Source organism: Streptococcus porcinus (assembly GCF_900475415.1).
Lineage (GTDB): Bacteria > Bacillota > Bacilli > Lactobacillales > Streptococcaceae > Streptococcus > Streptococcus porcinus.
Genome location: NZ_LS483388.1, coordinates 433,133 through 453,864, shown reverse-complemented (window position 1 = coordinate 453,864; position 20,732 = coordinate 433,133). Strand labels below are relative to the sequence as shown.

The 20,732-nt window shown below is 34.7% G+C and carries 17 protein-coding genes and 1 tRNA gene; 4 read left to right on the top strand and 14 right to left on the bottom strand.

Going from position 1 to position 20,732, the window contains the following annotated elements:
* Positions 1 to 52: 52 nt before the first annotated feature.
* A complete protein-coding gene (locus tag DQM45_RS02350; RefSeq protein WP_003084298.1) occupies positions 53 to 307 on the bottom strand; it encodes a DUF1912 family protein in 255 nt (84 codons plus the stop codon).
* Between the two features lie 210 nt (positions 308 to 517).
* On the opposite strand from DQM45_RS02350, the gene DQM45_RS02345 reads away from it, so the two are divergent.
* Together DQM45_RS02345 and DQM45_RS02340 are read left to right on the top strand one after the other, a co-directional pair.
* Complete coding sequence (locus tag DQM45_RS02345; protein ID WP_003084603.1) at positions 518 to 949, top strand: MarR family winged helix-turn-helix transcriptional regulator; 432 nt, start codon at positions 518 to 520, stop codon at positions 947 to 949.
* A gap of 12 nt (positions 950 to 961) precedes the next feature.
* The gene (locus tag DQM45_RS02340) at positions 962 to 2,332 is read left to right on the top strand and encodes an MATE family efflux transporter (protein WP_003082941.1); all 1,371 of its coding nucleotides are present in this window, start codon (positions 962 to 964) and stop codon (positions 2,330 to 2,332) included.
* A 31-nt stretch (positions 2,333 to 2,363) separates the two neighbouring features.
* On the opposite strand, the gene DQM45_RS02335 is transcribed toward DQM45_RS02340, so the two are convergent.
* Positions 2,364 to 3,179 carry an MBL fold metallo-hydrolase gene (locus DQM45_RS02335; RefSeq protein ID WP_003084606.1) on the bottom strand — a complete coding sequence of 272 codons (816 nt, stop codon included), beginning with the start codon at positions 3,177 to 3,179 and terminating at the stop codon, positions 2,364 to 2,366.
* A 370-nt stretch (positions 3,180 to 3,549) separates the two neighbouring features.
* On the opposite strand from DQM45_RS02335, the gene DQM45_RS02330 reads away from it, so the two are divergent.
* Positions 3,550 to 3,620, top strand: a tRNA-Thr gene (locus DQM45_RS02330).
* Positions 3,621 to 3,889: 269 nt separating this feature from the next.
* On the opposite strand, the gene DQM45_RS02325 is transcribed toward DQM45_RS02330, so the two are convergent.
* From DQM45_RS02325 to DQM45_RS02270, 12 genes are all read right to left on the bottom strand, one after another.
* A complete protein-coding gene (locus DQM45_RS02325) occupies positions 3,890 to 4,210 on the bottom strand; it encodes a hypothetical protein (protein ID WP_003085576.1) in 321 nt (106 codons plus the stop codon).
* Positions 4,211 to 4,738: 528 nt separating this feature from the next.
* Entirely contained in the window at positions 4,739 to 6,553 is a 1,815-nt protein-coding gene (locus DQM45_RS02320; protein ID WP_003084995.1) for a glycerophosphodiester phosphodiesterase family protein, read from the bottom strand.
* 495 nt (positions 6,554 to 7,048) lie between these two features.
* On the bottom strand, positions 7,049 to 8,401 hold the full coding sequence (locus tag DQM45_RS02315; RefSeq protein ID WP_241761060.1) for a hypothetical protein: 1,353 nt from the start codon (positions 8,399 to 8,401) through the stop codon (positions 7,049 to 7,051).
* A 395-nt stretch (positions 8,402 to 8,796) separates the two neighbouring features.
* Positions 8,797 to 9,285: a prolyl-tRNA synthetase associated domain-containing protein gene (locus tag DQM45_RS02310; RefSeq protein ID WP_003085755.1), complete on the bottom strand. Its 489-nt coding sequence runs from the start codon at positions 9,283 to 9,285 to the stop codon at positions 8,797 to 8,799.
* 130 nt (positions 9,286 to 9,415) lie between these two features.
* On the bottom strand, positions 9,416 to 10,024 hold the full coding sequence (locus DQM45_RS02305) for a VTT domain-containing protein (RefSeq protein ID WP_003083665.1): 609 nt from the start codon (positions 10,022 to 10,024) through the stop codon (positions 9,416 to 9,418).
* Positions 10,025 to 10,359: 335 nt separating this feature from the next.
* Complete coding sequence (locus DQM45_RS02300; protein ID WP_003085297.1) at positions 10,360 to 13,266, bottom strand: NADH-dependent flavin oxidoreductase; 2,907 nt, start codon at positions 13,264 to 13,266, stop codon at positions 10,360 to 10,362.
* Between the two features lie 14 nt (positions 13,267 to 13,280).
* Positions 13,281 to 14,036 (bottom strand): type I 3-dehydroquinate dehydratase, encoded by a 756-nt coding sequence (gene aroD, locus DQM45_RS02295; protein WP_003083798.1) that lies wholly within the window; start codon positions 14,034 to 14,036, stop codon positions 13,281 to 13,283.
* 239 nt (positions 14,037 to 14,275) lie between these two features.
* Positions 14,276 to 15,160 (bottom strand): shikimate dehydrogenase, encoded by an 885-nt coding sequence (locus DQM45_RS02290; RefSeq protein ID WP_003085369.1) that lies wholly within the window; start codon positions 15,158 to 15,160, stop codon positions 14,276 to 14,278.
* A 16-nt stretch (positions 15,161 to 15,176) separates the two neighbouring features.
* Positions 15,177 to 16,409 carry an MFS transporter gene (locus DQM45_RS02285; protein ID WP_003085014.1) on the bottom strand — a complete coding sequence of 411 codons (1,233 nt, stop codon included), beginning with the start codon at positions 16,407 to 16,409 and terminating at the stop codon, positions 15,177 to 15,179.
* A 61-nt stretch (positions 16,410 to 16,470) separates the two neighbouring features.
* Complete coding sequence (locus DQM45_RS02280) at positions 16,471 to 17,760, bottom strand: MFS transporter (RefSeq protein ID WP_003082987.1); 1,290 nt, start codon at positions 17,758 to 17,760, stop codon at positions 16,471 to 16,473.
* Positions 17,761 to 17,805: 45 nt separating this feature from the next.
* Positions 17,806 to 18,663, bottom strand: coding sequence for an SDR family NAD(P)-dependent oxidoreductase (locus tag DQM45_RS02275; protein WP_003084354.1), 858 nt, complete (start codon positions 18,661 to 18,663; stop codon positions 17,806 to 17,808).
* A 72-nt stretch (positions 18,664 to 18,735) separates the two neighbouring features.
* Positions 18,736 to 19,572 (bottom strand): sugar phosphate isomerase/epimerase family protein, encoded by an 837-nt coding sequence (locus DQM45_RS02270; protein WP_003084055.1) that lies wholly within the window; start codon positions 19,570 to 19,572, stop codon positions 18,736 to 18,738.
* A gap of 158 nt (positions 19,573 to 19,730) precedes the next feature.
* Between DQM45_RS02270 and DQM45_RS02265 the strand changes: the two genes are divergently transcribed.
* Positions 19,731 to 20,636 carry a LysR family transcriptional regulator gene (locus DQM45_RS02265; protein WP_003086098.1) on the top strand — a complete coding sequence of 302 codons (906 nt, stop codon included), beginning with the start codon at positions 19,731 to 19,733 and terminating at the stop codon, positions 20,634 to 20,636.
* Positions 20,637 to 20,732: the final 96 nt, after the last annotated feature.

The window sequence follows — 20,732 nt, the reverse complement described above, 5'->3', positions numbered from 1 at the left end:
TCTATAAGGCAATCCTAGATATTCATTTTCAATCAGTAAAACTATTAAAGTACTAGTAATTTCGTTTGCCAAATAAATCATCTGGCATATCATGAAAGCCCTTGCCATTATGATAGTTGGCAAATTTTCCTAAGAGAAACTGATAAGCATCCAATTTACTTTCATACCTAATAAAGGCATCTCTAGCACGTTCATCACCATCTTCTTGGGCAACTTGCTGGCTGGTAGTCATTGCTACTTGATTAACCTGAATTTGTGTTTGAACCCACGCTTCAAAATCTTTGATAAATTCTTTTTCGAAAGACATATAACCTTACTACTTCCTAAAGTGATAAGCCAATTATATCATAAGTAGGGAGTGAGTACCATTCTCCCATATCTAAGCTTAACATTTTAAAAAGACTCGTCTTCATTACCCAAAATAAGACTCTAAAAATTTTTAGAGTCTTTTGACAAAAAAGATAGGAAGCTATGTTATAATGAGATATATTACATAGGAAGCTATGAAAGGATCATTATGGAAAACGATCACATTGGTATTTTAATCAAAAAAAGCAGTCAAACCTTTGATAAAGCTGCCGGACATATCTTAGCCCCGCATGGGTTAACTCCTAGTCAATTCAAAATACTAAAGTATGTTACATTAAAACCTGAAGCTAGTGTGCGACAAATAGATATTGAAGCTTATTTCTGTATATCAAATCCGACTGTAACAGGAATTCTACAAAATCTAGAGAAAAAAGAATTGATTTATCGCCAAGCACACCCCGATGATAAGCGTTCTAAAATTATTAGACTAACTGAGAAAACAAAAAATGCACGAGACTTTATTCTAAAAACTAGTGACCAAATTGAAGCCAGTTTTACCAAAAAGCTCACAGATAATGAAAAAAACACCTTACGCCAACTGCTCTTAAAATTACTTAACAGTGACGATATTCTGAAATAAAAGGAGGAATTCATGCAAGCCAGTCATTTTCAATCAAAACCTATTCCTAAACTTCTTTTCACCATGGCAATGCCGGCTATTTTAGCTAATTTAGTCAATTCCCTTTACAATATTGTTGACCAAATTTTCATTGGGCACAGCGTTGGTTATCTTGGTAATGCTGCGACAAGTGTGGCATTCCCATTAACAATCATCTGCTTAGCTTTTGGTTTAACCTTTGGGCTTGGAGGTGCCTCAAATTTTAATCTCTCTTTAGGTCGGGGAAAAGTTGATCAAGCCAGTAAAGTTGTCGGCAATGCTATTTCCTTGTCGCTCCTTATGGGACTATTGATTGGTATTTTTGTCATTCTTTTTCTTAAACCCTTACTGCTGATTTTTGGTGCTACGGAGGCCACAATGGCCTATGCTCAAGACTATACCTCCATCTCGGCCTTTGGCATTCCCTTTTTATTATTTACTATGAGCGTCAATCCCTTAGTTAGAGCAGATGGTAGCCCTAATTATTCTATGATGGCTATTATTTTTGGAGCAGTCTTAAATACTATTTTAGTTCCTATCTTTATCTTTTATTTTGGTTGGGGGATAAAAGGTGCTGCTATAGCTACTTTAATCAGTCAAATCTTATCAGCCATCTATATGGCGCTCTATTTCCGTAAATTTAAGTCAGTTAAACTTGTAACAAATGATTTTAAAATTAATAGTGAGATTGTCAAAGCTATTTTATCTGTTGGTTCTTCCTCATTTATTTTTCAATTCTCTACTTTACTTATCCAGATTGTTACCAATAATATGCTTCGTAAATTTGGAGCTGATTCTATTTATGGTAGTGATATCGTTATTGCAGTAGCAGGAATCGTCATGAAAATCAACTCCTTATTTATTGCGATCATTATCGGACTCGTTCAAGGGGCACAACCCATCATCGGTTATAATTACGGAGCTAAAAACTTAAACCGAGTAAAAGAAACAACTAAATTACTTCTTAAAACTGCCACCATAATTTCTATTATTGCTTTTTTAAGTTTTGAAATCTTTACTAAACCTTTCCTTGAAATCTTCGGAACAGGTTCCAAGCTTTATTTCCAATTTGGAATAAAATATGTTCGTGTTTTTCTTTTCTTTGTTTTTATAAACGGCATTCAGATTGCCTCTACAACTTTCTTCCAAGCTATAGGGAAAGCAAGAATAGGTGCCTTTCTATCACTAATGAAACAAGTTATTTTCCTATTACCTCTTCTTATTATTCTCCCCCATTACATGGGCGTCGAAGGTGTTATGTATGCTGGTCCAATCTCTGATTTAATTGCTTTTCTCTCAGCCTTCTATTTCCTCAGAAGAGAATTTCAACGAATGCCTCAGGAGCTTAAGGGTGAACGATCATAAATTTAGCAAATCACATTGAGAGTTTGCTTTTTTATTTTCTAACTAGATCTATACCCTCGCCTATGTTCAAAGCGTGGACGCGATTAGGATTAACTATATCTTTGCGAAGCTGCTCAGGATTTCCATTAAAAGTATTCCATGTGGGAGCGTCAACAGATCCCCAATGAATGGTCAGTAAGTCAGCTTTTGGATAAGCATTAGCTTCTTTAATAGCTCCATCATAAGTGATATGCCACTCGTTATCACTAAAATCAAAAAGAATCAAATCCGCTGGAGACATCTCCAGATGTTCCGACATCAGTTTACTATCACTAGGCAGCCAAATACTCCCATCAACGGTATCAAACCAAAAACCGAGATATTCTTCTTCTTTCCATTCACGGTATCGATACTTTGAGATGCTATTTTGCCAGTTGTGTCTCGTTGGGGTTGTGGTAATTGTAATATCATTTATCGTAAAACGATCGCCGACGGCATATTCATTCGTTGCAAAGCCTTGCGCTATCATAATATCTGCTACATGTGCTGGAGCATGGTAAGATTTGGTAACTGCTTTGCAATTCTCCAAAGTTTCAAAACTGAGGTGATCATTATCAATATGAGAAATTAAGAGACCGTCAATTTTTGGAATAATTTTTGAGTCAATAGGCATATCGATTAGCAAGGGCATATCAAAACTATCTAAGACCGGATCAATCATCAGGATGGTACCGCGGCTATTAATCATAATTGATGCATTTCCTAACCAATAGACTCTTGTCCCTTCAATTTTTTCAAAAGCTGATAGAGAGAGGGGGATAGTTTTTTCAGGCATAGCTTGTCCAGTAGGACTAAAGATAACAGACATAACATACTCCTTAATGAGTCTTGGCTTAATTTCCGAAACACGGTGCTAGAAAGATGGATATTCATAAAAGTTAAAGGAAACGATATTTAAACCGCACGATGTCATGAGTAGCTTTTAAACTTTATATCCTGACATTATCTGCTTCGTTCCCTTCTTGATCGTAACCCAAAGTCAAAGAACAGCTTTATTTACTTTATCACAGTTAATAAATGAGAACAATTGAAGTCGCAATTCTTTGTTACCGCATTTCAAAAATAGATTACTAAAGCCTAAATAGTGAAATTCAATTCCAAGCTGAGCTATTAAAAAAGTTTTTCTCAAAAAAATAGTCTTGCACCAAAACTCATTTTATAGTATCATAGATAGAGTAGCCGCTATAGTTAAATGGTATAATAAAGCAATGGTAATGCTTCGTTCCGAGTTCGATTCTCGGTGGTGGCATAAATTATATTAACGAAACCTTATTAAATTAGGGTTTCTTATTTTTTTGTTCTGAATTTTTCTTCCGACGTGTTTTTATTAATTATTTTTACCTTTCAACATTTTTAATAACTGTTGATTTTCTTTTTTATTAACTTGCCACGGAATTGATATTTCTGCTTTGTAAGCCTATCTAATTTACTTAGGTCAATTCCCATTTGTTTCATCGCTTTGTTCAAGTTTTAGGGCTTCATATGAAGACTCTTTTTGTGCAAAACAAGGACCGCTTTTTAGTCATTAACAACAACTTTTTTTACACTCTTTGGAACTTCTTCTGAAGAAACCATTTGCTCATCTAAGATGACTCCTCCGGCATCTGTAAAGGTTACTTTAACAATATCTCCAGTTTTTGCCTTTAATTTCTCTAATTTATAAGGCCCCTTACTTCTACCATCTTCACTAAACAATTTGTTTATAGTATTTTCTTTACTAGCACGACCATAAAAATAGGCTTTTGTTCCAAAAATACTTTCCAAAGAAAAAATAGTAACTACAATGATACTAATAATAGAAACTATAATACCGAATATAATTTTAGACTTTTTTGTCATAGTATCCTCCAAAAAAATTTTTTATTATTATATATTATTTTGTTATTTTGACACAATTAAAAACTGTTAAAACAGTTTCGGTATTCTAAAAGATAATCTATTTATTTTCTTCTTTACCACGTAATATCAGGCACTTCTTAATATGATTTTTAAAACTTATAAAATGGCGACTAGAATCAAAACAATACCTGAATAAGATACATCTTCACATTTTGATTAATTGAAAAATCAGATGCTTCTAAGTCTTCACATTGAAAAATAAATCTTTTTGAGACCACTTATTTTATATCCGTGCTAATAGAGCAAAAAAGAGAAATCCTGAAAAGAATTTCTCTTTTTATTGTCTAATGTGGGCTTGAATAGTTAATAACTCTTATTGACATTATAATTGTTAAATCCCATATATATTCCTGTTTTATTCTAAAAAATAACTTTTATGATAATAAAAACTGTACGATAGAAATTCGTATATATGAAATACCTTCAATCTAAAATCTAGCTATTACCCCATCTACCTAATTTGACACATCAGCTTAAAATATCGTCTACTACAATTTGGAGATCGCTTCTAGCATCTCTTTCCTTCATTCCATTCTTCACATCTAAAACAAAGTCGGTAATAATGGCATCGACATCACTTTTCACAAATTGATTTACTGAATCAGAGCTATTTATTGTCCATACAACCACTTTTTTACCTGCTTCATGAGCTTTTAGAATATTAAGCGTTGTCGCTTCTCTCTCTTCCATAATAAGAATATCAGCTTGTATCTCACTAATCTCACCCAGAGAAAAATAATAGAGGTAGCCAGTAGTTATTTCAGGATATTTACTTTCTATATATTTTATAAGATTTAAATCTAGGGATAATAAAGCTGTGCTGTTTTCCAACTTTTTGTCCTTAATAAGCTTTACTACATCATCTGCCATTTTTTTATTCGCAGTATCCCCTTTTAGTTCAATATAAAAGCCTATCTTCCCTTGCCCTGCTTTAATGAATTCCTCAAGTGTAGCTACTGGCTGAGCTGGTCTTTCTTTATCAAAAAGATCCTTTACCCTAAGCGATTTTATTTCCTTTAAAGTCATCTCATCTGAACTCTTATCTATTCCTGTAAGTCTCTTAAATGTTGAGTCATGATTAATAACATAATAGCCATCTTTGGTCCTTTGAACATCTATTTCAGTCCAAGAAGCACCCGCCTTTATAGCTTTTTGCATACCAGCTATTGTATTTTCAGCACCTAAGTTTCCACCACCTCTATGAGCAACGAGAGCTATTTTATTTTCTCCCTTTGCAAATTTATTGAAAAAAAGTCCATAGGCAGTACTGATTGAAGAATTTATAAGAAGGATTCCTACAAGAACTAGGAATAGTCTTGCTTTTGTCTTTTTCTTCTTTTTTGTTTTCTGAGCTTCTCTTTCATATTCTTCTATCTTATAAATCCTATTCTTTAAAGAATAGCCATCCCTTACGTTATATCTGTAAAAGAGATCAGTAACTGAATAGATAATAATCGGTACTGCCAATAATCCTAAAATTGTGAAAATCTCAGCAATGTTCAATAAAACAAACATAGCCAAGCCTGGTCCAATTTTAAATTTGTCTAAAATTAAAATAATGCTTAAAACAATTAAATAATAAAGAAAGGAAAAAACTGCATATCTAAGTCCAATTTTTAAAAAAAAGTCTTTTATAAAGGATTTCCAATGTCCTTTCATTAAGTGTGACGCTTTTTGCAGAGAATCTTTAATAGATTCTCCCTCTAATAGACAATAATGAAAAAAGAAAAAATATTTTAAAGTAATAAAAGTAAATATCAAAAGAAATCCACAGTAGGCTACTAAATAGATCGGAGTACCGTAAATAACATCTGTAATAAAATTAGGAATTGTAAAATTGCTCATAGGGGAAATGGTAATTCCTATACCTATTAGCGGGATAATAACAGCCACATAAATCAAAATTAACAGCCCTTGAGGTTTTAAAAAATTTTTTATTGATTTAAAACTAATGGCAAGCATTCGTAATAGCGGAATATCAGGGCTTCCCTTCCGTGCCAAGGCACTAATAATAATAAAGGCATTAATATCAAAGGCAACCAAAATAACTAAAAGTATCAGGGCTAAAATAAAAATTCCTGCTCCTTGTAAACTAAAAAAAGTTGACACAAAATCTCCACTTGAGAGACTCGATTTTCCACTTGATTTAAGTAATAGTTGCAAAATCTCTTTAGATAGCGGAAAAACCGCTAAAAACAATATACCTTTTGTTGTTATTTGAAATTTCATTAACGACCAAAAGAATCTAAAATAAAATGAAAAAGCTTCTTTCTTAAATGTCATAAGTTCTCACCTGTTCAGAATTTTATAGTTTTATGTATAATAGTATATCATTATTTTAATACTTTTATAAAGTAAGTTTAAAGAAAAACTCACTCTATCATTAACCCAAATAGAAACGGCAATCCATATGGGTTCATATTAACAACCCACTGTTAACTCTCATGTGGCAATTTGTAAATACCTAATTACGAGATATATGAAAAGTCTCCAAAACCTTATCTGACTTTGGAGACTTTTCTTTATTAACATGTTACCTGTACTTTCCTAGCTTATTATTCATAATCTCCTTTTATGTTCTGTCCACGGAGTTGATTTTCGATGAAATAAGCCTAGTCTAAACCTATACTATCCCCTTTCGTTTATTCAATTAAACTCCTGAGGCTAGCTCGGCCTTTGACTTTCTCAAAAATCTAGTGATATAAACATAAACAAAACTAAAACTTCAGGCTTCTACAAACTATTATCAGTAAACAGTTAATATTCAAATAACCTTAATTAATCTTGTATTTCTGCACTATAGATAGTTCGGCCATTTTCTGTAGAGACCTCAACAGGAATACCAGGAATGTTAAGAGAATCTGATTTGATAGTTAGCTTACCATTTTTGATTTCATATTTTCCAGTTAAAGGTATTCTAATGTATTGTTTTACCTGATTATAGCCACTGAGAATAGCTATGTTTTTGATCTCTATCGCTTTATTATTCACATTAAATCGATTGCTATATCCTGACATAACAGGCATATTTTGATAACTAAACATCTGTTGAGCAGTAAAACTTTTAGATCCTTTAGAGACATCTAAATGAAGGAATGGAATAGCTGTATCTTTGTTTGCTGCAACAATATCCTTCAATTTAACTTTGATATCTTTGTTAGTCTTTGTTACTTTTTTTGTGATCCTTGTCTCAATTTTGTTATCAGGTCTGTCAGGCACGGCAGTAATACCTTCCAACAACACTTCTTCTATCCCTTTATTTTTTGAATAGAAACTATTTTTCCAATTTGGATCTTTTTCATCTAGAATAAGAGCAGCAACATAGCCAATTTCATAGCTTTCTTTATCTGCAGCTATAAAAATCTTATCTTTTTTAATAAGTTTTTCTGCTTCTTTTCGAGAATCTGCTTTAGATAAGTTCTTACCAATAAAGCTACCTAGACTTTCTGTATACCTTGCAGTACCTTCAGCAATATCTGTTACCCTTATACCATCAGCTTCCTTTTTAAACTCAGTATGATACTTTTCTAACCAATATTTAGCTTTAGCTAGGTAATCGTCTTGTTTTTCAGGGTTTTCAAAAGCCTGTATTAAACGACTATAGAGCATTCTTCTGGCAATCCTTGGCCCACTTTCAATAGGGTATATCTGATTTCTATCCGCATTACTTGATGCTTTTATTTCCCCTTGATAATAGAAATGAACCATTTCATGTGTTGCTGTTTTATATAATTCTTGAACGGAGTCTTTAGCTTCCATTACTCTATCATCCACACTCATAGCAATAGACTGCTTATCCTGAAATTTTACGTTAATATAACCTTGTGGAGTTGGAGCAGGAATTTGTTTATATTCCTCTTTTTTGAGTTTTCTATTCTCCTTGACATTTAACAATCTAGCTTCTTTCACATCACCTTCGTCATTAACATAAAAGATTAAGAAATTATGTTTATTATAATTATAAGTAGGCCACACCTTATCCATAGATGGCCAATTCAGCTTAACTAACTCACTAACCTTATCCACATATGTGCTAAAATTTGGTTTTTTAGCTACTTGATGTTCCATTTTTGTACTCGTTCCTTTATTTTTAGAAACCTCTGTACACGCAGTCAATACAGCACCTGTCACTAATAGGGCCACTAACGAAAGATAAATTGGTTTTCTCCTCGTCTTCACTCTTATTTCCTCACTTTCTAGTTTCCAATATTAAACCTATTAATTAGGAATTTTAGTTATATTATCACGCCAAAATATTGACAAGAGTCTCAACTCATGACTATTCTGGGCATGATAAATCATTGCCTTTTATTATATTATATTAATTATTTTAAATTATTTCAAATCATAACATAATAATAACTCCAAAAATATTACATTATATGCTTGATAATAGCAATCCTTATAAAAATAACTTTATTAAGTAAAGGTTTCTTTTTACTTCCAATCGAGCGCTCATTTGACTATTGCAAATCACTCCGCTAATAATGACGAAGAGGCTTAGCCTCGTGTTTTTATTTCAAGGCCTACAATATGACTTTATGTACCTCAAAACCCAAGTTCTCAATAAAATGTATAATATCCTCAGTTTTGACAAAGATTGTCTTTGTATTGTCATTTGGATGGAAAGTCTGAACTGGCTTACCTAAAATATCCTGATCAAAGTAAACTTGAATGTCCTTTTCTTGATTATTTAAAAGGCCAAATGGGGAAACAGAGCCTGGAGTTAGCCCCATTTTTTGCTGTAAGCTCTCTACTGAAGCCATTCTAATACGATTAGTATGAACTATATCTTTAAAAGAATCCATATCTAATGACTTAGCATCATCCATGATTACTAAATAGTAACTTGTTTTCTTCTTATTGGTTAAAAACATGGACTTGGTTCTTACTCCTTCATAGCCTTCAATATAACGGTCTGCCTCCTCCGTTGTAAAAACAGCTGGATGTTCAACAACATCGTAAGCAATCCCTTCTTTTTTTAGATAAGTTGCTAATTTTTCATAAGCATCCATAGACTTTTCCTCTTTCCTATTTTTACTGGTATTGTAAATAAAATAAAAGTCTAGGTCAAGCCTTTTAGAAAAGGTTTTCATTGTTGACAAATAAGAGAATAAAAAGAAAGGCTATCACTAGCCTTTCTTTCTATTTATTATTAAGATGACGTTTTATAGCTACAAAAATGATGGGTAATATAGATATGAAAATAATAGCTAACATTATCATTTCAAAATGAGTTTGAACAAATGGAATGCTACCAAAGAAAAAGCCTGCTAAAATTCCAATAAGCACCCAAGAAAGACCACCAATACAGTTATAAATTAAAAATTGCTTTTGATCCATACGTCCAATACCTGAGATAAAAGGAATAAAGGTACGAACAATGGGAACAAAACGCCCTAATGAGATCGCAAGATTACCATACTTAACAAAAAACTGTTCTGTCTCTGCAATATGACTATCCTTAATAAACTTCCCCAAAAACGGCACTTTCCGTAATGACAAACCATATTTTTTCCCAAGGCTATAGTTAACATAATCGCCGATTATCGCCGCACTAGCCAACAAAATAATAAAAGGAATCGGATTATAACCACTTTTAGCAATAGAAGCTCCTGTCATAAATAAGAGGGAATCCCCAGGTAAAAAAGGGAAGAAGACTAAACCTGTCTCTATAAAAATAATAACAAAAATAATAGCAAAAGCGTAGAGACCATAGTTGGTCAAAATGGTATTAATAAAATCAGTAAACATAACTTCCCTTTTTAGATGTAAAATTTTTCTCTAAGTCATAGCATAGCAAAAAAACTAATCTATTACCAGAAAAGATTTCTAAAAATGACTTGAATTAAGCTTTTCTTAAGCTTTGCTGACAGAATGAGCCTTCATCAGGAAGAAAAGGTGGTTAGAAGAAAATCAGCAACAATTACTAGTGCACTAATAGTAGCTGTGAAAATACACCACTCAACATACCCCTACATTCCTTTTAAGATTAAATGAGATACCTGTTATAACATCTACACTTGAAAAAGAGAATTAAAAAGCTCAAATGACAGAGTCACCTGAACTTTTTAATTAGAGGAAACGAGTTAATTATTTGCTACTAAATTTTCTGCTGCAAGTTTACCAGATGTCAATGCCCAAGCGTTATTAGCTCCTGATGGTGAGTCTGTTCCCATAACACCACCAACAACTTCTCCTGCCGCATAAAGTCCTTGAATCACATTACCTTTATTATTTTCAACTTCAAGTTTATCATTAACCACTAAGCCACCCATGGTTGTCGCAAAACGTGGACGTTGTTCAATCATATAATAAGGACCTTGCCCAACTTTTTCTTGGAGAAAGCGTTCTTCCCTATGGAAGTCTAAGTCCTCTCCATTATCAACAAAAGTATTATAACGAGCAACTGTTTCAGCTAAACTATTAGAGTCCATACCAGCTAATTCAGCCAGTTCTTCTAAAGTATCTGCATGGAAGAGATATGGTCTTGTTTGGCCATTTGCTTCAAGCCATGATGCTACTTCTGCTTCTGAAATTCCTCCTTCAGCAATTTCCTTACGGAAAATATCAAAATGATTTTGGTCTAACAATAAGTAAAGTAATTTGGTTTGTTGTTCCATTAAAACTTCTAAGATATCGTGGTTACTAGCACGTTCGTTAACCACGCGCCGACCATCAGTATTGACTAATAAACCATTTTCCTTAAGAACAACTAAGTTCCCACCAATGGTTGATTTAGCATATCCTGGTGCCACTTCCACTCCATTGGGATAGATTTTACCATAGGCCATTAATCGGCTTGCCGCATCAATTTCTGGCACTTGTGCCATAAGAAGACCTTCACCCATTGAAGAGCTTGTCCCATAGAAAAGAACATCTTTAAGCTCATCAGTTAAAAGAGCTTTGTTATTACCATAGCCACCTGTAGTCAGAATAACGCCTTTTGTTCTAATACGGTGAGTTTTTCCAGTTTCTTCTACCGCAACAAGACCTGTTACATTTCCTTGATTGTCATGTAAGAGTTTCTCTGCTTTTGTTTGTAATAGTAAGGTGACCCCTGATGCTGCCATTTTAGTGCGAACAGTGTCAGCGAAGCCATGACCTCCGTGAGAATAAGCTAATTCTCTGTCTTTACGATACTCAGCTAAGACATGCAAGCCCTTATCGTATTGAACACCAATATAATCGTGAACCCAATCCGTAGCTTGACCAACATTTTCCGCCAATAGGGATAAGAGTTCTGGAATATTTTTATGATTTCCATTTTCCATGAAATCTTCATACATGAGTTCAGGAGTATCATCTATCACGCCTTCTTCTTTTTGAAGTCTTGACCCCATAACAACTTGATTTCCACCAGAGACAGATATAGCACCACCAATAAAACTTAGTTTTTCAATTAGGGTTACATTGAAGCCAAGTTCATCTGCCCGCAAAGCAGCAGCAATTCCGGCCGCGCCACCACCCACAACAACAACATCTGTCTCTTCCTCAATTACTTCTGTTGAACGAACCACAGTAGGTTTTGGCCGAGCTTTCAAGACATCTACTGCATCCTGGCCACTAGCTTCTAAAACTGCTGCTGAGACTCCATCAATAACACCTTGACTAGTTGAAGATGCACCTGAGACAGCATCAACATTTAAGGTTTGGAAATCAATAATTTGTTTTGGCATTTTTTCAAAAACTAAATCCGATAGACCAGCTGATTCCCCAGCACTATCAATTTCAATTGCGGTGATTGCAGTGTCGCTAAAGCTTACCTTCATTGGAAGTTCACTATTGTGCCCATGTGCCATCACTCGATATTGTCCAGCTTTATACTCTAAAGGTTTAGTCATCAGTCCTTTTAGCCGCTCTGCCTTTTTGGCTTCCGCAAGTGTATCTTTTACTAAAAAGAAAGTATCATCCATAAACTTCCATAAAGGGGTTGGAATCACCAATTTTTCACGATCGTTAACATCTGCAAATGCTGGGATAAGGTGATCCCCCATGACTGCCTGTGCCCAGTCATTTTGCACTAGAAAACCTTTTGCTACTGCTACTAAATCATAACCAACTTCTAATGCTTCTTCTGCGTCAGCTTTTTGTAAAATACTTCCGACACCTACTACTGGCACAGTAGCTAAGCTTTCTGATTTCAGAGCATGATACTTGCTAATAAGTGGTTCTATATCATTAGTGTCGACGATAGATGTTCTTAGGTAATCACTCATTGAGAAATGAACATAATCTAGACCTACTTCGGCTAAAGAGTTAAGAAGATACATACTGTCCTCAAAACGAATCCCTGGTTCTTCTAATTCTTCAGGGGAGAACCGATAGCCTATGATAAAATCCTTTGTCTCTTCTTCTTCAAGAACCGCACGGACAGCCTTTAAAACTTCTTTGGGGAATTTAGCTCGTTTTTCTCGGCTGCCACCCCAAGTGTCTTGACGACGATTTGAGTGTGGAGAGAAAAACTGCTGCAAAAGATAAGTATTTGCACCATGTAGTTCAACACCATCAAAGCCTGCCTTGATAGCGCGACGAACTGCCTCCGCAAACTGCTCAATCATTTCCAGAACAGCTTGATGTGTCATTTCGCTAGGAACAGGTGCGTTAGGACGAAGGGCAGCAACTGCTGACGCAGAAATAGGTTTTGCCCCTCCATTCATCTCTGGCCAAGCCATACGTCCAGCATGGTAAATTTGAATGAGTGCCTTTGAACCTTTATTCTTAATTGCTTTTGCAATGCGACTCAATCCTTCAATTTTATCATCATGATCGATACCAAGTGCACCAAAGAATCCACGTCCCTTATCTTCGACAAAGGCGCTTTCCACAACGATTGTTCCAGCTGTTCCTGATCGTTCTGCGTAATATTTAATAAGTTCTTCAGTCACACTACCATCAAAATAGGCTGATTGTGTCGTCATTGGAGCCATCACAATCCGATTTTTTAATGTTAAACCGTTGGGTAATGTCAAATGATTAAGTAATTCTCTCGTCATGTCCTATCCTTTTCTTAATTTCCTCTAAATGTCCTTAAAATCTCTCGTAGTAAGGTTACTGGAATTTGCCCTGGAGCTGATATCTCCTGTAGAGCTCCAAAAGTAGCTGTGGAGCCAAGCATTTCACCAGCAATACGCGTTACCATACCTAATGATCCCATTGACATAGTAATTAAAGGTTGTTGTAATTCTTCACGTGCTTGAATGGTAGCTTTCATAAGCGTTAGTACATCCTGACTGCTTTGAGGCATTACAGCAATTTTACAAATATCAGCACCCTTTTCTTCCATCTTTCTTAAACGTTCAACAATAATTTCTTGACTAGGTGTCTTATCAAAATCATGATTGCACATAATGATTTTAATGTCCTTGTCATGTGCCTTTTTGATTATGTTTTGAACCCCTTCTTCAGGCATAAACAATTCAACATCTAATAAATCCAGTTTCCCTATTTCAATTAATGTTTCGTATAATTCGAAATAACTTTTATTGATTAAAGGACTAACCCCTCCTTCTTTGTACGTTCTAAAGGTTACCAAAAGTGGCTTTCCCAGAAGTTCTCTCACTACTTTGGATAAGTCTGCAACGGCTACAAAGTTCATGACTTCTTCAAAATGATCTATTCGCCACTCTACAAAATCACAATCAATGTGACTGATTTCTTTGGCAGCTTGGATAATAGCTTCTGCACTTTTAGCGACGATGGGCACGATAATTTTAGGTAGACCTTGGCCAATTGTTATATCCCCAACTGAAACTGTTTTTACCATTTAATACGTTTACCTTTCTCAAATTTTACTTTCATTTTTAATTTTCTGACATATTCCAATACAATTAAGTAGAGAAAATGTGATGTTTTTCACTATAAGTATAGCATGAGAATTTTCCTAAATCTAATGCATCTTTTTTTGTGAATCAATAGATAAATTTTATAGGTTATCCATAGAACAAACCATTTTAAATAGCAAAAAAAACAGTAAGACAAACCTCACTGTTCTTTTGAAAATCTTTATTTTTCTTCATTAAAAAGAAGATCCTTAATGTATTCTACTGGCATTTCTTCACCTGTGAATAATTTGAAGGCTTCGGCACCTTGATAAAGCATCATCCCTAAACCATTAATAGTTTTTTTAGCGCCATGTTCTTTTGCAAACTTCAATAATTTTGTTTCAGCTGGGCTATAAACCACGTCAAAGACAACTAAATCTGGACGAATAACTTCTGGATCATTTATTAAACTAAGATTCTCAAGCGGTTTCATACCAACACCGGTTGCATCAATGTAGATAGAAGATTCAGCAATTGACTTTTTGAAAGCTTCGTCATCTGCTAAATCAGTCACTGTAGCTTTAGTATTTGTTTTGCTATTAAGTTTTTCCACAGTCTTTTCTGCATTAGTGTAGGCAGCATCTTTAGGATTAAAGATACGGACCTCTTTAGCACCATCTAAGCCAAGTTGGACAGCAATTGCAGTGCCTGCGCCACCCGCTCCTGCTAAAGTAATAATTTGACCTTTAATATCAACACCTTCTTCTGCTAAAGCACGAACTGCCCCTGTTCCATCTGTAATGTGCCCTACCAAGTGACCTTTACCATCTTTGTTGACTACCGTATTTACTGCTCCTACAAGTTCTGCAGCAGGTGAAATCTCATCAAGATAAGGAATAATCGCTTGTTTATTTGGCATGGACACATTTGAACCACGAATTCCCAAAGCACGGATTCCTTGAACCGCATCTGCTAGTTCCTCATTACCTACTTCAAAAGCAAGGTAAGCATAATCCAACCCCAATTTAGCAAAAGCTTCATTATGCATTTTAGGTGACAGACTATGGCGTATGGGTGTTGCAATTAAGGAAATAAGTAATGTATGACCTGATAAACGTTCTGACATAATAATACCTCTCTTTTTAATGAATACTAATAATGTTTGTTTCTGATAAGAAAACTTTTTTATAACGATAAGCAACAATTGATAATGCAATACTTCCTAACACTGCTAATGCTACTACTAAATAAAATACTAATGCAACTCTCTTCTCTGCAAGAATACCTGTTATATAAGGAGAGCCCATTACAGATACCGATGTAGCTAGGGAATAGTAACTAGTTACAAGTCCTCTTCTTTGTGGGAAAAAGTCGAGTAACGTTGCTAATCCTAATTGCCATATGCCACCAGCTGCAAAGAATCCAATACAAAATGTTGCAAACACTAAGCTATAAATGTTTGGCATTACTAACATGCCCATAATCGCGAGTGCTGACATACTAGTACAAAAAATCATAAATGATAACACATTTACTCCACGCTTAACAATAGCAGATGTAATAAAAACTGAAACAAAGGAAAAAATACTGTACAGACTGACAAACATGAGACTCGTTGTTCTTGCTATTCCGATAGCACTTTCCGCAAAACTTGGAATCCAAATAATAAAAATGTTAAATAGGGAAACAGAAACAAGTGAAAAGATTAATAGGCAAAGACCTTCAATCGCAAAGTTAGACTGATTCCATAAAGGTTTAATTTCTGTTGAAAATTCAGCGTCTACAACAGGTTCAGTTGCCTTATTTTTTTGATATTTAGGAAACGGTAACTTAAAAATAAAGAAAGTGTTGACTACTAAAAACAAACTAGAAGCAATGAAAGTCCATCCAAAATAGAAATGATGACGTAATAAAAAGCTAGTGATAATGGGCAGTAAAAATTGGCCGATAGAGATAAAAGCCTTATTCAGTACACTTAGGGCACTATTACTACTATGCTCCTCAAAAGCTTCCACAACCACGGGATAAGTAGCTGTGTCTAAAAAAGAATTACCAATACCAGCAAAGATGGCAAATATAAATGCAATCATATAATTACTAGCAAAAACTAAACCTAGATAAAAAATAATATAGGCTAAAACTCCCAGAAGTACTGCTTTTCGCCGACCGAGAGCATCTGAAATCAAACCGGCAATATTAACACTTAGAATACGACCAAAACCAATGGCACTGATTACTAAAGTAATCTGACTAATAGAAGCCTGCCATCTTCCTTCCAATACAGCCATATTCTGTGAAATAATAATTGCAGCGATTCCTTGAAAAATATAGTTAATATAAAGTGCGCCAATAGTCGGCACATACTTATTTTTCATTGAATGATACTCCTTATATATTTTTATCAATTACAGAGAAAATCATTATCCTCTCTTTTATCTAGTTCCTTTCAGTCTTTGTTGTGTTAGAGAAGACTGATACTCCAAAAATATGGCCATAACGTTTTCCAGCAAACATCATTAAGGCTGCAGAAGCAAATCCACAAAGTGATACAAATAACATAATCAAATCTGCACGATTTGCCGCAATTAATTTGGAAGCTAGCATTGGAACAATATAGGAACCTAGAGCCATTACAAAATAATAAATACTTGTATTACGACCTTTGTTTTTATCAAAGAATTGGTTTAAAACTGCATTCCCCATTTGTAAGAGTCCTCCAGCCGCAAAGAATCCAATAATGATACCAGCAAAAGTTAATGTAGCAGCAGTTGGAATAAAGTAAACCAGAAGACCTGCTAATCCTGCAAAAATTGGACTAATAACGAGTAATGCAATATCACGAATGCCACGAGCCATCAAAAAAGCAAAGACAATTGTCGCAATCAAACCACCAAGTTGATAATAAGAAGTCACAGCTGCTGCACTTGTTTCTGACATGTGAATAACATTTTGAGCATACAATTTAGAGGCTTGTTGAAACAAGTAAAAAGTCGAGTAAATGGTAAAAGCAAAAGCAGACAGAACAACACCATCTATAGCAAAATTTGCACTTTTTTTATTTGGAGATACTTTAGAACTTGTAACAACGTGATCAGTACTTTGTCTAGCTTCTAAGATTTTGATTGCTTCACTGGCAGAAACATTTTGCTCTTTACGAATATCATTATCAGGGAACCTCGAAATAAGAACACCAATTAAAACTAGGATACTAAGAACAAAGGGAACAATAATACCAATCTCAATTGCCATTTTATGACTTACTAAGTAAGCTACAAATAATGGGTAAAGCATTGAAGAAACCGAAATGAATGCCTTACTAAAAATTGATGCCGTTGACTTATTTTCAGGATACATTTCAAATAAAGCTGGATTAATAGCACCATCATAAAGTGAGGTCATTGCTCCACCAATAAAAGCGAGAATATTAGCCATCCAAAGGTTTGTTGCCACTAAAAATGAACCAAACATAATAACATAACCAAATAAACCTAAGGCAATCAATGGTTTACGGCCAATTTTATCCGAAAGTGGTCCAGAAAAAGTTAAGAAAGAGATTTTTCCTAAACCAGTCCAAGCAATAACTGCGAAAACTGCTGCTGCTTCTACTTCCCATTTATTTGCAAAGAAGTTAGCATTTTGTGAAATGATAATAGCCTGAATACCATGACAGAAATAGGTCATCCAGAGCAAAATCGCAGTAAAATTGTATTTATTGTTTTTAAACATAAGTTCCCCTTTTTAAAGATAATCCTAATAATCCTCTAGCTTTTATTAGCTATTTCCCTTGACTCTTTCAAGATAAGCTTTATGTTCTTTCTCTGCATAATGACGGCGACCGCCTGGCTTTGGAGTTTGATCCCCCATCATAATGCCAAAACCACCTTCAACACGTAATTCATGTCCATTTGTATAATCAGAACGATCACTTGCAAGATAAAGTACTGCATTAGCAATATCCATAGTATTGCCAATCCGTTTGTTTGCAGTTAAAGCCTTACGACCTTTTTCTACATCTGGATCAGCATAGAAAGCTTCAGATAACGGCGTTTTAACAAAACATGGCTGAATACAATTACTACGCACCCCAAATTGACCCCACTCTGCTGCCATCTGACGAGACATCATATTTACACCCGCTTTTGTTGAACTATAAGCTGCAGAGTAGGTCTCAGGAAACACAGAAGCAATCGTTGATACATGAACCATATTCCCTTTTCCCTGTTTAATCATTTGACGACCAAACCGTTGCGATACTAGGAAATAACCTGTTAAGTTAATATCTACCGTTTGCCGCCATTCTTCCAAAGGTAAGTCTTCAAGCGGGCATGCTCGTAGCATAGCGGCTGTATTAACTAAAATATCAACACGACCGAATTTTTCAACTGTCTTCCTCACTGCATTTTCAACTGCTTCTTCTGATGTAGAATCAGTCACAATGGCTAAAGTATCAACACCATAAGTCGTCCTTATTTCTTCAGCATAAACATTTAAGTCATTCTCTTTAATATCGAGGAGGACAATATTTACACCTTGTTTAGCAAATTCTTGAACAATTGTTTTCCCCATACCTCCAACTGCTCCTGTAACGACTGCAACCTTTCCATCTAGGCCTAACCATTCTTCCGTCATTTTCCACCTATCTTTCTATTATATCGTAAATTATTTCTTTCACTTACTTTTGTTAAAAAATCAACAAACTCATTAGTATAATTGCTCTGGCCAAGCTTCTTCAAGAACCTTGACCGTATTTTCATATGTATATCGAGAAGCATAATCTAAACCTTGAGCCAAAATAGCATCTGAAATCACTTCAACACCTATAACTTTAGGCCGAATGCCTGCTTCCTTAATCATATTAATAAAACCAACAGTGTCCTTGACTCCTGTTCCCGGTGCTAAACGATCATGCATTGACTCATCTCGGAGAATTGCTGACGCATATGGTCGTTCATAGGCATCATTGATTTGAATAGAAACAACTTTTGCTGCTTGTTTAGCTGTGAGTTGACGATAAGGTTGATCAGCCCGAACCCAGTGCCAAGTATCAAGGATCAACATGGCGTTATCACAACCAGAGGCTTCAACAACAGCATAAGCCTTATCAAAATCAGGAAGTCCACTATATGGCATCGGTTCAACACCTATAATTAGGTCACCAGCACGCTCGCAAAGTTCTTTTAATTTTCGAGCTGTGTAATCAATAGAATAACTTTCCATAAGACCACAGTTGATATGAGCAACATCAAAAAGTCGACACATGTGAAAACATATCTGTTCCTTATATTTCTGCTCATAGGAACGGTTTTCTTCTGCCCACTGAACAATATATTCAACTTCAGTTACTTTAATATCATATTTATCTAAAATTGTTAAAATATCATGATCTGTTAAACCTTCATTTAAGGCGTCAACATAGGTTTCTGAGCGAAGTCCAATGCCTTGATATCCTGCATTTTTGGCTGCCTTAACCCGATCTTCAAAGCGACAAGTATCTCCTAAGGTCCAGGAACTAATAGTAATTGGTGATTCTTGTGACATTCTACATCCTCCCAAAAGTTTGTTAATTTTTTAACATTCAGTTACAAACTCATTATAAGTTAAAGAAATCACAAAATCCAATTGAATTTTGAAAGGCTTTCCATAGAAAAAATTTATAGTTCATGATAGAATAAGAAAAACATTACGGGGAGTTGATTATGAATTTACAACATCTAAGATATTTTATTACGCTTGCAAGTGTAGAGCATTATACTAAAGCTGCTGAACAATTACATATTACACAACCAACCTTAAGTCATGCTATTACAATGATTGAGAATGAGCTAGGACTACAACTTTTTGAAAAGCAAGGACGTAATATTGTACTTACAACTAATGGTAGAAGATTCGCAAAAGATATTCAAAAAGCGTTAAAGATTATTGATCAAAGCGTATCACATCTTCAAGCAATCAGCCAAGACAAACTTGATATTAATATTGCCTTACTACGTATTTTAAGTCACCGTATTGTCCCAAACCTAACGCGACAGTTTCTTACCCAATATCCCCAATCCCCAGCTAATTTTATTTTTTACAATGATAGCGGAATGACTGCGGATTTGCTTAAAGGGCTAACAGATGGTAAATATGATTTAGCCTTTTGTTCTAAAATTGAGAGCAACCCCCAAATTACTTTTATTCCTATTGCTATACAAGATATGGTTATTGTTGTTCCAAAAAACCATGAGCTAACAAAATTAGAAGAGGTAACTTTAGAAGATACACTTCCCTATTCACAAATTTGGTTTTCAAAGAAAAGTGGTGTTCGACCAGTAATTGAAGAACTGTACAAAAATTATAAAAACCAGATTAATATTACCTTTGAAATTGAAGAGGATGAAACGATTGCAGGTTTAGTTGCTCAAAATTTCGGTATTGCTATTCTGCCAAAATTAGAATTTTTAAAGACATTAGATGTCGACATCATTGAGGTAAATGCCCTAAAAAACTCCCGTTACTATTATATGGCTTACCTAAACAGCACAACACATGCTCCAGCCATACAAGACTTTATCAACTACGTTTCCAAGCATTACCATATCGAACAAATGAGCCAATCTTGATTGAAAGGCTCATTTTCTATAGTTAGGTTCCTCTTCTAATTCTGAAAAGTATATTTACTTATTCATGACTGGGTTCATTTTTTAGTGACAAGATTT

Coding starts and splice junctions, on each gene's coding strand:
- DQM45_RS02305 (WP_003083665.1), bottom strand. CDS start 10,024: ATGTTTACTGATTTTATTAATACCATTTTGACCAACTATGGTCTCTAC.
- DQM45_RS02280 (WP_003082987.1), bottom strand. CDS start 17,760: ATGTTTAAAAACAATAAATACAATTTTACTGCGATTTTGCTCTGGATG.
- DQM45_RS02265 (WP_003086098.1), top strand. CDS start 19,731: ATGAATTTACAACATCTAAGATATTTTATTACGCTTGCAAGTGTAGAG.
- DQM45_RS02290 (WP_003085369.1), bottom strand. CDS start 15,160: ATGTCAGAACGTTTATCAGGTCATACATTACTTATTTCCTTAATTGCA.
- DQM45_RS02270 (WP_003084055.1), bottom strand. CDS start 19,572: ATGTCACAAGAATCACCAATTACTATTAGTTCCTGGACCTTAGGAGAT.
- DQM45_RS02350 (WP_003084298.1), bottom strand. CDS start 307: ATGTCTTTCGAAAAAGAATTTATCAAAGATTTTGAAGCGTGGGTTCAA.
- DQM45_RS02325 (WP_003085576.1), bottom strand. CDS start 4,210: ATGACAAAAAAGTCTAAAATTATATTCGGTATTATAGTTTCTATTATT.
- DQM45_RS02345 (WP_003084603.1), top strand. CDS start 518: ATGGAAAACGATCACATTGGTATTTTAATCAAAAAAAGCAGTCAAACC.
- DQM45_RS02275 (WP_003084354.1), bottom strand. CDS start 18,663: ATGACGGAAGAATGGTTAGGCCTAGATGGAAAGGTTGCAGTCGTTACA.
- DQM45_RS02335 (WP_003084606.1), bottom strand. CDS start 3,179: ATGTCTGTTATCTTTAGTCCTACTGGACAAGCTATGCCTGAAAAAACT.
- aroD (WP_003083798.1), bottom strand. CDS start 14,036: ATGGTAAAAACAGTTTCAGTTGGGGATATAACAATTGGCCAAGGTCTA.
- DQM45_RS02320 (WP_003084995.1), bottom strand. CDS start 6,553: ATGACATTTAAGAAAGAAGCTTTTTCATTTTATTTTAGATTCTTTTGG.
- DQM45_RS02300 (WP_003085297.1), bottom strand. CDS start 13,266: ATGACGAGAGAATTACTTAATCATTTGACATTACCCAACGGTTTAACA.
- DQM45_RS02340 (WP_003082941.1), top strand. CDS start 962: ATGCAAGCCAGTCATTTTCAATCAAAACCTATTCCTAAACTTCTTTTC.
- DQM45_RS02285 (WP_003085014.1), bottom strand. CDS start 16,409: ATGAAAAATAAGTATGTGCCGACTATTGGCGCACTTTATATTAACTAT.
- DQM45_RS02310 (WP_003085755.1), bottom strand. CDS start 9,285: ATGGATGCTTATGAAAAATTAGCAACTTATCTAAAAAAAGAAGGGATT.